This is a genomic window from Sphingomonas sp. 1185, assembly GCF_040544655.1.
Lineage (GTDB): Bacteria > Pseudomonadota > Alphaproteobacteria > Sphingomonadales > Sphingomonadaceae > Sphingomonas.
The window spans coordinates 122699-136212 of the sequence record NZ_JBEPKL010000001.1 but is presented as its reverse complement, the minus strand read 5'-3'; the positions used below and the strand labels follow the sequence as shown (position 1 = coordinate 136212).

The 13514-nt window shown below is 68.3% G+C and carries 10 protein-coding genes; 7 read left to right on the top strand and 3 right to left on the bottom strand.

Going from position 1 to position 13514, the window contains the following annotated elements; genetic code table 11:
* Positions 1-2 precede the first annotated feature (2 nt).
* Entirely contained in the window at positions 3-1808 is a 1806-nt protein-coding gene (locus ABIC44_RS00620) for an ATP-binding protein (RefSeq protein WP_354293056.1), read from the top strand.
* 8 nt (positions 1809-1816) lie between these two features.
* On the opposite strand, the gene dinB is transcribed toward ABIC44_RS00620, so the two are convergent.
* The gene (gene dinB, locus ABIC44_RS00615; protein WP_354293055.1) at positions 1817-2926 is read right to left on the bottom strand and encodes a DNA polymerase IV; all 1110 of its coding nucleotides are present in this window, start codon (positions 2924-2926) and stop codon (positions 1817-1819) included.
* A gap of 176 nt (positions 2927-3102) precedes the next feature.
* Between dinB and ABIC44_RS00610 the strand changes: the two genes are divergently transcribed.
* Both ABIC44_RS00610 and ABIC44_RS00605 read left to right on the top strand, forming a co-directional pair.
* Positions 3103-6159 carry a ligand-binding sensor domain-containing diguanylate cyclase gene (locus tag ABIC44_RS00610; RefSeq protein ID WP_354293054.1) on the top strand — a complete coding sequence of 1019 codons (3057 nt, stop codon included), beginning with the start codon at positions 3103-3105 and terminating at the stop codon, positions 6157-6159.
* Entirely contained in the window at positions 6156-6419 is a 264-nt protein-coding gene (locus ABIC44_RS00605; protein WP_354293052.1) for a DUF5818 domain-containing protein, read from the top strand. The genes ABIC44_RS00610 and ABIC44_RS00605 overlap by 4 nt, the downstream gene beginning before the upstream one ends.
* Positions 6420-6424: 5 nt before the next feature.
* On the opposite strand, the gene ABIC44_RS00600 is transcribed toward ABIC44_RS00605, so the two are convergent.
* Both ABIC44_RS00600 and ABIC44_RS00595 read right to left on the bottom strand, forming a co-directional pair.
* Positions 6425-7363, bottom strand: a complete 939-nt coding sequence (locus ABIC44_RS00600; RefSeq protein WP_354293051.1) for a DUF808 domain-containing protein — start codon at positions 7361-7363, stop codon at positions 6425-6427.
* A 77-nt stretch (positions 7364-7440) separates the two neighbouring features.
* The gene (locus ABIC44_RS00595; protein ID WP_354293050.1) at positions 7441-8313 is read right to left on the bottom strand and encodes a LysR family transcriptional regulator; all 873 of its coding nucleotides are present in this window, start codon (positions 8311-8313) and stop codon (positions 7441-7443) included.
* Positions 8314-8414: 101 nt separating this feature from the next.
* Between ABIC44_RS00595 and ABIC44_RS00590 the strand changes: the two genes are divergently transcribed.
* From ABIC44_RS00590 to ABIC44_RS00575, 4 genes are read left to right on the top strand one after another with little or no spacing between them, the layout of a single operon-like run.
* Positions 8415-10523 carry a malate synthase G gene (locus ABIC44_RS00590; RefSeq protein WP_354293048.1) on the top strand — a complete coding sequence of 703 codons (2109 nt, stop codon included), beginning with the start codon at positions 8415-8417 and terminating at the stop codon, positions 10521-10523.
* A complete protein-coding gene (locus ABIC44_RS00585; RefSeq protein WP_354293046.1) occupies positions 10523-11092 on the top strand; it encodes a gamma carbonic anhydrase family protein in 570 nt (189 codons plus the stop codon). The genes ABIC44_RS00590 and ABIC44_RS00585 overlap by 1 nt, the downstream gene beginning before the upstream one ends.
* 9 nt (positions 11093-11101) lie before the next feature.
* Complete coding sequence (locus tag ABIC44_RS00580; RefSeq protein WP_354293044.1) at positions 11102-11812, top strand: response regulator; 711 nt, start codon at positions 11102-11104, stop codon at positions 11810-11812.
* On the top strand, positions 11809-13131 hold the full coding sequence (locus ABIC44_RS00575; protein WP_354293043.1) for an ATP-binding protein: 1323 nt from the start codon (positions 11809-11811) through the stop codon (positions 13129-13131). The genes ABIC44_RS00580 and ABIC44_RS00575 overlap by 4 nt, the downstream gene beginning before the upstream one ends.
* The last annotated feature ends 383 nt before the right edge of the window (positions 13132-13514 follow it).

Here is a 13514-nt window from a genome sequence, read left to right as displayed (position 1 = left end):
TGATGCGCACCGCGATCCGGTGGTTGGGCGAATGGTCGCGTCGTCGATCGCTGCGCAACACGATGGTCGCGATGCTGACGCTGACCGGGATCGGCGGTGCGGTGGCGGTCGCGACCTTTCTGGCGTTGGTGATCTCACCCGGTTTCGATCGGCTGGAGCAGCAGGCGATCATGGGCTATCGCCAACGGGCGCAGACCCTGTTGGCCGATATCACCCAGCGGGTCGAGGAGATCGCGCGCGATCATGCCGGTATCGTGCCGGATGTGTTTCCCAATCATCCGATTCAAGGCTTGGCCTATCGGACCGCTGCCGATGGGCGGTGGAAGGCACGGTGGCGCGATCCCGGACATCCGGACGAGGCGGACGCCATGGCGTCGGCGCTGGCCGATGCGCTGAACCGTAGGGAGCTTTCGCAGCTGCTTGAAGGACGGGATTCGAACAGCTTCTATCTGCCGCTACGCGGGCGGATCGCCGCCATCGGTATCGCCACCGTCACCGGCACGGTGGGACGACCGCGCGACTATCTCGCCGTCGCCCGCATTCTGACCCCCGCCCACCTGTCCCACGCGATGCACAAGACGGCGCGCCTGACCGGCCCCGCATCCGGACCGGACCGGACCATGTCGAAGGAGACGCGGCGCATGGAGATTGCCGTTCCGGTTCAGGGTCTGGATGGTCGCGCGGTCGGCATGGCGCGGTTCCGGATCTCGCGTGAGGTCACGCTGCTTGGCCGTCGGGTGCTCCTGCTGGCGACGGCCGGATCGATTCTGCTCCTGGTCTTCACGCTGCTGATGCTGCGGCGTGCGCTGGGATGGCTGGTGCTGGCACCGCTCGGCCGGGTCGAGCGCCATATGCAGCGGGTCCAGGCGTCGGGCGTCCTTTCTCCCTATCACGACAGGGAGGGGCGCGACGACGAATTCGGTTCGCTCGGCCGCAGTTTCAACGCGATGCTCAGCCAGTTGAAGGACCTGCGCGAACAGAATGAGATACAGAGCTTCGCGCTCGGCCGCTCGGAAAGCGCGGTGGCGGTGCTGCACAATGTCCGTAACGCGCTATCCCCGCTCGGCGCCATCCTCAGCCATGGCGGCGAGCGGTCGCCCGCCTATGATCGCGCGCTGATCGACCGGGCCTTGGCCGAACTGGCGGGGGAGGGCGTTGCGCCCGAACGCCGGGTCAAGCTGGTGGCGTTCGTCGCGGGCGCGTTCGATGCCGAGGCCAAGGCGCGCGAGGCGGTGCGGGCGCGGCTCGATATCGGGCGCGATGCGATGCGTCAGACGCTGGAGATCATCGGGGCGCAACAGGCCAGAGCGCATGAACGCCCTCCACGCGAACGCTGCGACGTCACCGACATCATCGCGCGCAACGCCACCATCGCCCGCTATTCGCAGGCGGCCTCGATCCATTTCGCCTTTCCCGCCCGGCCCTTTCCCGTGCTGGCCAATCGGGTGATCCTGAGCCAGGTGGTCGGCAATCTGTTTGCCAATGCGATCGAGGCGATCGCCGAAACCGGGCGCGACCATGGTGCGATCACCGTCACCATCCAATCGGAGGGTGGCCGGGTAACGGTGCGGATCATGGATGACGGGCAGGGCTTCGACCCGGCGCTGGCGACCAAGCTGTTCCGGTCGGGCTTTTCCACCCGGACCGAGAAATCCGGCGGGCTGGGCCTCCACTGGTGCGCCAATTCCACGGCCGCGATGGGCGGATCGCTCGAACTGCATAGCCATGGGCAAGGATTGGGGGCGGTCGCGATACTGGTCCTCGAAGCGGCCGAGGAGACGGAAGCGGACGCCGACCGGGCCGTGTGACCAAAGGCCTATAAGGGCAGTTCGGCCTGGCTCGGCCCATCCTCGCCGCCATGCGCCAAGTTGAGGCCCGACAGCGTCAGTCCCAACAGCCGGACGCCGCCGGCCACCGGCAATTGCTGGTCGAGAAGGTCGAGACCGATCGCCAGGAATTGCGCTCGCTCGGTGATCGGCTGGCCGGTCGAGCGGGCGCGGGTGATGGTACGGAAATCGCTGTACCGCAATTTCAGCGTCACGGTCCGCCCGGCGACGCCGCTCCGCTCGATCCGGACCCATGCGGCCTCGACCACCCGCTCCAGCGCGGCCCGCAGCGCGTCGCGTTCGGTCAGGTCGTTCTCGAAGGTCCGCTCGGCGCCCACCGACTTCGCCTCGCGATGGGCGCGGACCGGGCGATGGTCGACGCCGCGCGCCGCACCGTGCAGATAGTCGGCATAGCTGCCGAAATGCCGTTGCAGGACATCGAGCGGCCGCTCGCGCAGGTCTTGCCCGGTCAGGATGCCCAGCGCCTCCATCTTTCGCGCGGTGACCGGACCGACGCCGTGGAAACGCTTGACCGGCAGGGCGGCGACGAAGGCCGGTCCATGCGCCGGAGGGATGATGCAAATGCCGTCGGGCTTGTTCTGGTCGGAGGCGAGCTTGGCGATGAACTTGTTGTAGCTGACCCCGGCCGAGGCGGTCAGCCCGGTCTCCTCGCGAATGGCGGCCCGGATCGCCCCGGCGATCGCGGTGGCCGAACCCAGCCCGGCCCGGTCGCTGGTGACGTCCAGATAGGCCTCGTCCAGCGACAGCGGCTCGATCTGGTCGGTATAGCGCGCGAAGATCGCCCGGATCTGCTGCGAAACGCTGCGATACACGTCGAAGCGCGGGGGAACGAACACCAGATCAGGACAGCGGCGCAGCGCGGTGACCGACGGCATTGCGGACCGAACGCCATAGCCCCGCGCCTCATAGCTGGCCGCCGCCACCACACCCCGCGCACGCGATCCCCCCACGGCGACCGGCCGCCCGCGCAGACCCGGATCGTCGCGCTGTTCGACCGACGCATAGAAGGCGTCCATGTCGACATGGATGATCTTGCGGTTGTCGCCGACGGCGTCGGGGGCAGGGGGCTGGAGCGACACGGAAAAAGCTCGTCAGGTTTGTCGGCCGATCAGGCACGGCCCTGGAAACGAAACAGGAACGCGGGCGGTTCGTCAAGTCGGATCCCGCCGCTCGTCGGGAAGGCCGACACGCGACGTATGGCGCAATTAACCTGGTTTTATGAGGTCGCCTGATATGGGTTCCCAGGATTAAGCCTATGAAGCCATACCGTCCCCTGGCCGTGCTGGCCCTGTTCCTTTCGGTCATGATCCTGCCCTTTGGGCGCCTTCAGGCGGCCGATTCGTGGGCGGCATGGCGATGGACGTCGTTCGCGAGCCTCGGCGAAGCGATCGGCCTGCCGCATATCACGACCACCGCAGTCGTGCGCGCGCGCGACGGGACGATGTGGATCGGCACCCGTGGCGGCCTGACCCGCTATGACGGCCAGCGGGTGCGGACCTTCAAGCAGCGCCAGACCGATCCCCATTCGCTGCCCGACAATTATGTCCGTTCGCTGATGGCGCTGCCGGGCGGGGGCGTGCTGATCGGCACCAATGTCGGCGGCCTGGCCCGCTACGACCCGCAACGGGACGCGTTCATCCGGCTCAAGCCGACTCACGGCGCGATCGGAGCCCGCATCTTCAGCTTCACGCCGGACGGGGCGGGCGGCGCCTATATCGGCTCGGACGGCGGCGTGCACCATTATATCGCCAGGCTCGATCGCGTCGATCCGATGACCGATAGCGCGATACCCTCGCCCGATGGCCGCCCCCAGGGCGCCTTTGCGGTGTTCCGCGACGGCGACGGCACCTTGTGGGCGGGCTCCGACCATGGACTATGGAGGCGTACGCCGGGTACGCGCCCGTTCAGCCCTGTTCCGCTGGGCGCGCACAAGCCATCGGGCGATGTCTGGTCGATCCTGCGCGACCGCCGGGGGCGGCTTTGGGTCGGCACCGGGTCGGATGGCGTGTACCTGTCGGAGAATGGCGATCCCCGGCACTTCGTCCAGCTGCCCACGCTGACCAGCGATGCACCGTTGATCGGGCACCGGACGATCCGCGCCTTTGCCGAGGATCGGCTCGGGCGGATATGGATCGCGACCGACGGCATGGGCATCGTGCTGCTCGACCCGGCGCGCGGGTTCGCCGCCAGCGGGCTGCGTCACGACACGGGCAATCCGCTGGCGCTGGCCGGGGATACGGTGCGAGCCCTTGCGATGGACGATGGCGGCGGGATTTGGGCCGCGACCGAACTGGGCGCGTCGCGAACCCAGGGGCCGGGGGGCGGCGTGCTGCGTATCGGTTCGGCGATGCACGACCCCCGGCTGTCGCTGGCCGATGACAATGTCCGGGGCGTGCTGGTCGATCGTCGCCAGCAGATATGGCTGGGGTTCAGCAACGGCTCGGTCGATCGGCTCGACCGGGCGGCGGGGCAGGTCCGCCACCTCGCGCTCGCCGGGCATCATGCGGGTCAGGATATCAAGGCGCTGCTCGAATCGTCGGATGGCGCGATCCTGATCGGCGCGCGTGGCGTCGTGGCGATCGATCCCCGGACGCTCGCCACCCATGATCTCGCCATTCCCGAGCTTGGCGACCTGCCGGTCATCTCGCTGGCCGAGACGAAGCGCGATCTGCTGATTGGCACCTATAAGGGACTGTACAAGCGCGACCGGGCGACCGGGCGGGTGACGGTGTACCGGCACGATCCGGCGGACCCGCGCAGCCTGCCCAATAACGAGGTCATCAACATCCTGCCACGGCCCGATGGCAAGGTGCTGGTCGCCACGCCCGCCGGGATCGGGCAGTTCGATCCGCGCAGCGGCCGGTTCGTCTGCTATGCCAATCGGGCGAACGATCCCTATAGCCTGCCGCAGGATTATGTCGGGTCGATGGTGCCCGACGGACAGAGATTGTGGGTCGGCACCTATGGCGGCGTGGCGCTCGGCCACACGACGCGCGGCGGCTGGAAATTCCGCGCGATCGGCGAGGCGCAGGGGCTGGCGGGCGACAATGTCGCCTCGCTGACGCGCGACTCGCGGCGTCGCCTGTGGACGGCGAGCGCGGGCGGGATATCGGTCATCGATCCGACCACGCTCCATGTCCTGGAAATGAGCCAGCGCGACGGCATGCCGATGCGTGCGTTCAACCAGCGTGCGGCGGCCACCATGAACGACGGATCATTGCTGTTCGGCTCGCCCGAGGGGTTGATGGTCCTGCAACCCGATCTGCTGCTGGGGCGGCGGGACAGGAGCGATACCGCCCAGCTGATCGTCAGCCAGGCGGATATCAACGGGCGGCTGCTGGCGATCGACTCGGTCGCGCGCGACCCGGTGGTGCATCTCGATCGTCAGGGCCGGACGTTGCGGCTGGGCTTTTCGCTGACCGATTATGCGGCGCCCGAGGAGATACGCTATCGCTATCGGCTCGAGGGGTTCGATGCCGACTGGATGACGGTGCCCGCGGGCACCCCTGCCACCGCCATCTATACAAACCTGCCCTCGGGCGATTACTGGCTGACGCTCAGCGCGCATGTGCCGGGGCTGGCGGCGCGAACGGTGACGCGACAGGTGCGGATCACCGTCGATCCGCAATGGTATGAAACCTGGCCCGCCCGGATCGGCCTGAGCCTGTTGCTGCTGATGTCGATCGGCGGCGCCTTCTGGCTGGTGACGGCGGTGATCCGGCGGCGTGCCGACGTGCTGGAGGCGATCGTGGCCGAGCGGACCAGCGCGCTGCGCGTCGCGAACGCCCAGCTCGACCGGCTGGCCAGCACCGACCCGCTGACCGGCCTGGCCAATCGCCGCACCTTGATGAACGAAATGGAGCAGGCCGCCGAGCGGGCATGCCGTTCGGGCGGCGGCTTCGCCTTCGCGCTGCTCGACCTCGACCATTTCAAGCGGATCAACGACGAACATGGCCACAGCGTCGGCGATGCCGTGCTGGTCGAGGTGGCGCGACGTATCCAGGGGGCGGTGCGCGCGAAGGACTGCGTCGCGCGCTATGGCGGGGAAGAGATCGCGATCCTGTTTCCCGACACCGGGCTGGAGATCGCCACCGCCATCGTCGAGCGGTTGCGGCGCCAGATCGCCGAATCTCCGGTCATGGCCGAACATGGCCCGGTGCCCGTCACGATGAGCGCAGGGGTCGCCCATTGGCGGGCGGGCAATATCGCGGGCGACCTGATGCGCCGCGCGGACGAAGCGCTCTACCGCGCGAAGCGGGGCGGCCGCGACAGGGTGGAGCAGGCCCGCGATCTGGAAAGGGCCGATGGATGACCTTGCGGGAACCGGAGGTGGGCGTCACCGTTGGCCCGATGATGACGAGCGACGACGCCCTTTCGGACACGCCCACCCACTCGCTGACCGGCCGGCTGGTGCGGCGGCACGGCGCCTTCATCCTGCAATGCGATGACGGTGCGACATTCGAGTTGCGTCTGTCGCGCGTGCCCGTCGATCATGTCGGCAAGTCGGTGACGATCACCGGCCGGTTGCTGGGCCCCGACCTGCTGGAGGCGGATGGCGTCCGCGCCGCCTGAGCGGATCAGTGCGCGCCCTTGCGGGACGGGAGCAGGTGCAGCCCCCCCGCAATCACCCCGCCGACGATCAGCCCGACGATCGCGGCACCGATCGCGCTGACGATCCAGGCGATGGCGGCCCCGGCAAAGGGCAGCGCCTCGCCCGCGTGATGCGCGGTGTCGTGGATCAGATGGGGCAGGGTGGTCAGCCCGAACTCTTCCATGCCGTGCACGATGATCCCGCCACCGACCCAGACCATCGCGGCGGTGCCGACGATCGCCAGGATACGCAGCAAGACCGGCATCGCCTTGACCAGCCCGCGCCCGACCGTCTGCGCCAGCGCATTGTCGCGCTGCGCCAGGTGCAGGCCGATATCGTCCATCTTCACGATGGCGGCGACCAGCCCGTACACGCCGACGGTGATGGCGATGCCGACCAGCGCCAGCGCGATCGCCTGGGTCCCGATCGACAGGTCGGGCAGTTCGGATAGCGCGATCGCCATGATCTCGGCGGACAGGATCAGGTCGGTGCGGATCGCCCCCGAAACCTGGCGCTCCTCCAGCGTTTTGGCATCGACCGCCGCTTCCTCCTCGGCCTCGCCATGCCCGCCGATCAGCGATTCGAGGATCTTCTCGCTCGCCTCGAAGCATAGGAAGGCACCGCCCGCCATCAGGATCGGGGTGATCGCCCAGGGCGCGAAGGCGCTGAGCAGCAGGGCGGCGGGAAGCAGGAACAACAGCTTGTTGCGCAGCGACCCCAGCGCGATCTTGCCGATGATCGGCAATTCGCGCTGGGGCGACAGTCCGACGACATAGCGCGGCGTGACGGCGGTGTCGTCGATCACCACCCCGGCGGCCTTGGCCCCGGCGCGGGCGGAGGCCGCCGCGACATCGTCGAGCGATGCCGCCGCCAGCTTGGCGATCGCCGCCACGTCGTCCAGCAATGCGACCAGACCCCCTGCCATCGAACCGTAACTCCCCAAATTGATGGGCAGTGCCTAAAGCCTGTGTCGGGCCGATGCACGGAAAAATGACGGGGCCGTCATGTCATCCAGGCCGCCCCGCGCCATTGCTCGGTCAGATGGGCGATCAGCGCGGGAACCGCGGCGGGGGCGCCGACCGGCGCGTGGAGGCCCCAGATGCCGACCTCGACCGATCCTTGCCGTTCGGGAAGCACGCGAACCAGCCGTCCATCGGCCAGCGCATCGGCCACGTCCCAGAGCGAGCGAAGCGCAATGCCCGCGCCCGCCAGCGCCAGTTCCCGCACGGCTTCGCTGGAATTGGTTTCCACGCGGCTCTCGCCCTCGACCGTCGCGCCGGTCAGGCGCCAGGGCAATTGCCCCTGTGCGGCGATCAGCCGGTGGCGGCGAAGTTCCGCGACCGTCGCGGGACGGCCTTCGCGCTCCAGATAGGCCGGGCTGGCGCAGAGCAGGCGGCGATTGTCGGCAAAGCGATGCCCGGCCAGCCCCGGCGGCGGCGCGGTCGTGATCCGGATCGCCAGATCGACCCGCGCCGTGGCCAGATCGACATAATCGTCCGACAGATCGAGTTGCAGCCGGACCGCCGGATAGCGATCGAGAAAGGCGGGCAGGCAGGGCGCGACCCAGAGCCGCCCGAAGGAGGTCGGAACGGTCAGCCGCAACGGCCCGGCCGGGGCGGCGGCGGTCTGGCTGATCCGCGCCTCGGCCATGCGGAGCCCGGCGACCAGCGGCGAGACATCCGCGTGAAAGGCCTCTCCCGCCTGGGTCATCGTCAGCCGTCGCGTCGTGCGATGAAGCAGCCGGACGCCCAGCCGAGCCTCGAGCCGTGCGATCCGCTTGGACACCATGGCGGGGGACAGTCGCCATGCCCGCGCCCCGCCCGCCAGGCTGGATTCGCGAACCACATCGACGAACAGGGCGATATCGGGGTCCATTCGTTCCTCCCGCGATCGACAGCGTTGCGATTATGCCCTCTACCGAAGGATATGGCGATGGCCTATCCTGACCCCCGAAATGCCAGTTCGGGAGAGTATCGATGATCGATCGCAAGGGCCTGTCCGTCGCGCCGGAACTGGTCCGCTTCCTGGAGGTGCGCGCCTTGCCGGGAAGCGGGATCGATGCGGATCGCTTCTGGACCGGCATGGCCGCCATCATGGCACGCTTCGCGCCGGAAAACGCCGCGCTGTTGCGCAAGCGCGATGCGATGCAGGCGGCGATCGACGACTGGTATCGTGGTGGTGGTCCGCATGACGGTGCCGCGCAGCGGCGCTTCCTGACCGGGATCGGCTATCTGGTGCCCGAACCGCCGCCGTTCACCATCGCCCCCGATAAGGTCGATCCGGAGGTCGCCCTGCTCGCCGGGCCGCAGCTGGTCGTGCCGATGCTCAACGCGCGGTTCCTGCTCAACGCGGCGAATGCGCGCTGGGGAAGCCTGTATGACGCGCTCTACGGCACCGATGCCATCGCCCCCATCGGCGATGCCGGGGGCTATGATCCCGAACGCGGGGCGGGGGTGATAGACTGGGCCCGCGCTTTCCTGGACACGGCGGTGCCGGTCGCGGGCGGCTGGTCGGCGGTGACCGATCTGGCCGCCGCGGTCGCCGCGCTGGACGATCCGTCGCAATTCGTCGGGCGCAGCGAGACGGGATGGCTGTTCCGCCATCACGGGCTTCATATCGAGGTGACGGTGGACCGCAGCCACCCGTTCGGCCGGAGCGACCCGGCGGGGATCGCCGATGTCGTGCTGGAATCGGCGCTGACCACCATCTGCGATCTGGAAGATTCGGTTGCGGCGGTCGACGCGGCCGACAAGGTGGCGGGCTATGCCAATTGGCTGGGGTTGATCGACGGCACGCTGACCGCATCGGTCGAGAAGAACGGTCGCACGACCACCCGGCGGCTGGCCGGGGACCGCGCCTATCGCGCTCCCGACGGGACGCCCTTCACCTTGCCCGGTCGAAGCCTGCTCTTCGTGCGCAATGTCGGGCATCTGATGACCACGCCCGCCGTCCGCCTGGCCGATGGTACCGAAGCACCGGAAGGCATTCTCGACGCGATCGTCACCAGCCTGATCGCAATGCGCGACGGCCGGAATGGAGCGCCCTTGCGCAACGGGCGGACGGGTTCGATCTATATCGTCAAGCCCAAGATGCACGGCCCCGAGGAAGCCGCCTTCGCCGACCGGCTGTTCGACGCGGTCGAGGATATGCTGGGGCTCGACCGGCACCGGATCAAGATCGGGGTGATGGACGAGGAGCGCCGGACCTCGGCCAATCTGGCGGCCTGCATCCATGCGGTGAAGGATAGGGTCGTCTTCATCAACACCGGCTTTCTCGACCGGACCGGCGACGAGATCCACAGCGCGATGCAGGCCGGTCCGGTGGTCCGCAAGGGCGCGATGAAGGCATGCGACTGGATCGCCGCCTATGAGGATCGCAACGTCCAGATCGGCCAGGCCTGCGGCTTTGCCGGGCGGGCGCAGATCGGCAAGGGGATGTGGGCCGCACCCGACCGGATGGCCGATATGCTCGCGCAGAAACAGGCGCATCCGATCAGCGGCGCCTCGACCGCCTGGGTTCCGTCGCCGACCGCCGCGACGCTCCACGCGACCCATTATCACCGCGTCGACGTCGCCGCCCGCCAGCGGGCCCGTGCAGCCGAGCCGGTCGCCGCGCTCGAACGCCTGCTGACGCCGCCGATCGCGGTCGATCCCGATTGGACGGCCGAGCAGATCGCCGACGAGCTGGAGAATAATGCGCAAGGGCTGCTCGGCTATGTGGTCCGCTGGATCGATCAGGGCATCGGCTGCTCCAAGGTGCCCGACATCCATGACATCGGACTGATGGAGGATCGCGCGACGCTGCGTATTTCCGCTCAGCATATCGCCAACTGGCTGCACCACGGGATCGTCGATGCGGGCCAGGTCGAGGCGGCGCTGATGCGGATGGCCGCAAAGGTCGATGCCCAGAACCGGAGCGATCCGGCCTATCGTCCGATGGCCGGACGGGCCGACAGCCTGGCGCTCGCCGCGGCCCGTGCGCTGATCTTCGAGGGGGTGGCCCAGCCGAACGGCTATACCGAGCCGCTGCTCCATCGTTTCCGCCAGGCCGCAAAACAGGGCTCGGCACTGGGGGAGGCCGCCTGATGCCGCTCTATGCCCTGGGCGCGCATCGCCCGGACGTCCATCCCAGCGCCTGGATCGCCCCCTCCGCCGATGTCATAGGACAGGCGGTGATCGAGGCGGAGGCGAGCCTCTGGTTCGGGGCGGTGGTGCGCGCCGACAATACGCCGATCCGGGTCGGCGCGCGGACCAATGTGCAGGACGGCGCGGTGCTGCATTCCGATCCGGACAGCCCGTTGACGATCGGACAGGACTGCACCATCGGCCACCGGGCGATCCTGCATGGCTGCACCGTCGGGGAGGGCTGCCTGATCGGCATGGGCGCGACCATCCTCAACGATGCGGTGATCGGTGCCGGTTCGCTGGTCGGCGCGGGTGCGCTGGTGACCGAGGGCAAGGTCTTCCCGCCCGCCAGCCTGATCGTGGGGGCGCCCGCAAAGGCGATCCGGACGCTCACGCCGGAAGATCTGGCGCGGCTGCGGCGGTCGGCGGACGGCTATGCCGACCGTGCGCAGCGATATGCCGTGCAGTTGCAGCGACTTGACGGGGATCGGTCCGGAGCGGCCGTTGACGACGGCGTCGCACCTGCCTAGCCAGATGGGGTGACGCCGCCTACCATCCTGATCGTCGAGGACGATCCCGCCCTCCGCACCCTGACCGCGCGCGCGCTTCAGGAGAACGGATTTGCCGTGAAGCTGGCCAATGCCGCGCCCGAAATGTGGCAGGCGCTGGAGGTCGGCCAGATCGACCTGATCCTGCTCGACATCATGCTGCCCGGCACCAGCGGCATCGACCTGTGCCGTCAGGTGCGCCAGAAGAGCCCGGTCCCGATCATCTTCATCAGCGCCAAGGGCAGCGAGGTCGACCGCGTCGTCGGGCTGGAGCTGGGTGCGGACGATTATCTTGCCAAGCCGTTCGGCACGCGCGAGCTGGTCGCCCGCATCCGCGCGGTGCTGCGGCGCGGCGGGCTGGAGAGCACGCCGGGCGAGCGCGAGGCGGGCATATTGGGCTTTGACGGCTGGACCGCCAACCTGCCCCGGCGCGAGCTGATGTCGCCATCGGGCGCCCAGGTCGAGTTGACCGGGGCCGAGTTCGACCTGCTCGTCGCCTTTCTCGACAATGCCCAGCGCGTCATCGCGCGCGAACGCCTGATCGAGCTGTCGCGCGCGCGGATCGGCGACAGTTCGGATCGCAGCATCGACGTGCTGGTCAGCCGGTTGCGCCGCAAGCTGTCGGGGGCGGGGGGCGCCGCGCCGATCGTCACGGTGCGCGGTGTCGGTTACATGCTCAACGTTCCGGTGGACCGGCGGTGATCCGTCCCTCGGTCGGCCTGCTCGGCCGGATCGTCGCGATCCTGCTGCTGGCGGTGACGATCGAGTTCGCCGTCTCCACCTATCTCTACGAGCGCGCCAGCCATGTCTCGGTCCGTGACGACGAGGCGCGGCGGCTGGCCGAGCATCTGATCGTCGCGCGCCGCGTCCTCAACGAGCGGCCCGCGATCGAACGCCCCGAAGTCGCCGAGGAACTGACCACCGACCGCTATATCGTCGGCTGGTCCACCCAGACCCCGCCACGCCCGACCATTGCGCCTGCGATGGACAGCATGCGCCGCCAGATCGTCGATTGGGAGCCGTCGCTGGCCGCGACCGACATTCATCTGCGGCTGACCTCGCCGGGGCGGACCTCGATGGTGTCGGGGGATTTGCGGCTGGACGACGGGTCGCTGCTGAGCTTCCGGATGCGCGAGGGGGTGCGGACGCTCGACCTGGCCCTGGGACGGGTGCTGCTGGCGCTGATCCCGGCGATCGCGCTGATGTTCGTCAGCGGCGCGCTGATCGGGCGGATCCTGCATCCGCTCCGCACCCTGGCCCGCGCGGCCGACAAGCTGGGGCGGGGGCAGGGGGCGAGCGCGCTGATCGTTCCCGAGCGGGGCCCCAAGGAGGTGCGCCACGTGACCCGTGCCTTCAACCGGATGCAGGCGCGGATCGGGCGGTTGATCGACGAACAGACTCGTGCCCTGGCCGCGGTGGGCCATGACCTGCGCACGCCGCTCGCACGATTGCGCTTGCGGGCCGATTCCATCCGCGAGGTCGAGGTTCGCGATGCGATCGGCAATGATATCGAGGAGATGGAAGCGATGGTCTCGTCGCTTCTGGCGTTTTTGGGCGGGGAAGGGGATGTCGAGCAGCCCGAATTGACCGACCTGGCCATATTATGCGCCAATCTTGCCGACGATGCCGCCGATCACGGGCGCGACGTCCGCTATGCCGGGCCCGATCATTTCGACTGTCGTCTTCGCCGCTTCGGGATGAAGCGCGCGCTGACCAATCTGGTCGAGAACGCGCTGCACTATGGCCAGCATGCGGTCATCACGCTGGATGTCGAACGCAGCGACGCGGTGCGCATCCGGGTCGAGGATGACGGGCCCGGCATTCCCGAGGAGTCGCTCGAACTGGTCCTGGAACCGTTCGTCCGGCTGGACGTGGCGCGGCGGCGCGACACGGTGGGCTTTGGTCTTGGCCTGTCGATCGTCGCGCGGGTCGTCGCGGTCGAAGGCGGGGAGCTGACCCTCGCCAATCGGCCCGAAGGCGGGCTGTGCGCGGAAATTAGCCTGCCGCATTGCCGGACATGATTTGTCACGAACGCGCTGCACGACAGCAAAAAACAGCGCGTATATCCTGTGCGTAGAGGAGAGGAGTGACGGGTCGTCGATCGGCGGCCATGACCGGCTTCAGAAGTATTGAAGCCAGCGATCATGGAAGAGGCGCAAGGTCGATGGTCCGTCACGAACGCCGGTGCGCCTTTATGCTCCGGCACCATCCTGCGACGGTCATCCGCACCTTGTGGAAAGACCGCCGAACGGTTCGTTGTTTTGACATCATTCGGGAGCATGACCGATGACGATGGAGTTTGATTTGACCGCACTGGAATTGCAGGGCGCCCTGCTGGTGCTCGCGGTGATCATCACCTTCGCCGCGATCGAGGGCTGGAAGGCCCGCTAACCCCTTACTCGGT

Bases quoted from the DNA above. Each gene is read 5' to 3' on its own strand.
- ABIC44_RS00620 (WP_354293056.1), top strand. From the start codon at position 3: ATGCGCACCGCGATCCGGTGGTTGGGCGAATGGTCGCGTCGTCGATCG.
- ABIC44_RS00610 (WP_354293054.1), top strand. From the start codon at position 3,103: ATGAAGCCATACCGTCCCCTGGCCGTGCTGGCCCTGTTCCTTTCGGTC.
- ABIC44_RS00605 (WP_354293052.1), top strand. From the start codon at position 6,156: ATGACCTTGCGGGAACCGGAGGTGGGCGTCACCGTTGGCCCGATGATG.
- ABIC44_RS00600 (WP_354293051.1), bottom strand. From the start codon at position 7,363: ATGGCAGGGGGTCTGGTCGCATTGCTGGACGACGTGGCGGCGATCGCC.
- ABIC44_RS00595 (WP_354293050.1), bottom strand. From the start codon at position 8,313: ATGGACCCCGATATCGCCCTGTTCGTCGATGTGGTTCGCGAATCCAGC.
- ABIC44_RS00590 (WP_354293048.1), top strand. From the start codon at position 8,415: ATGATCGATCGCAAGGGCCTGTCCGTCGCGCCGGAACTGGTCCGCTTC.
- ABIC44_RS00585 (WP_354293046.1), top strand. From the start codon at position 10,523: ATGCCGCTCTATGCCCTGGGCGCGCATCGCCCGGACGTCCATCCCAGC.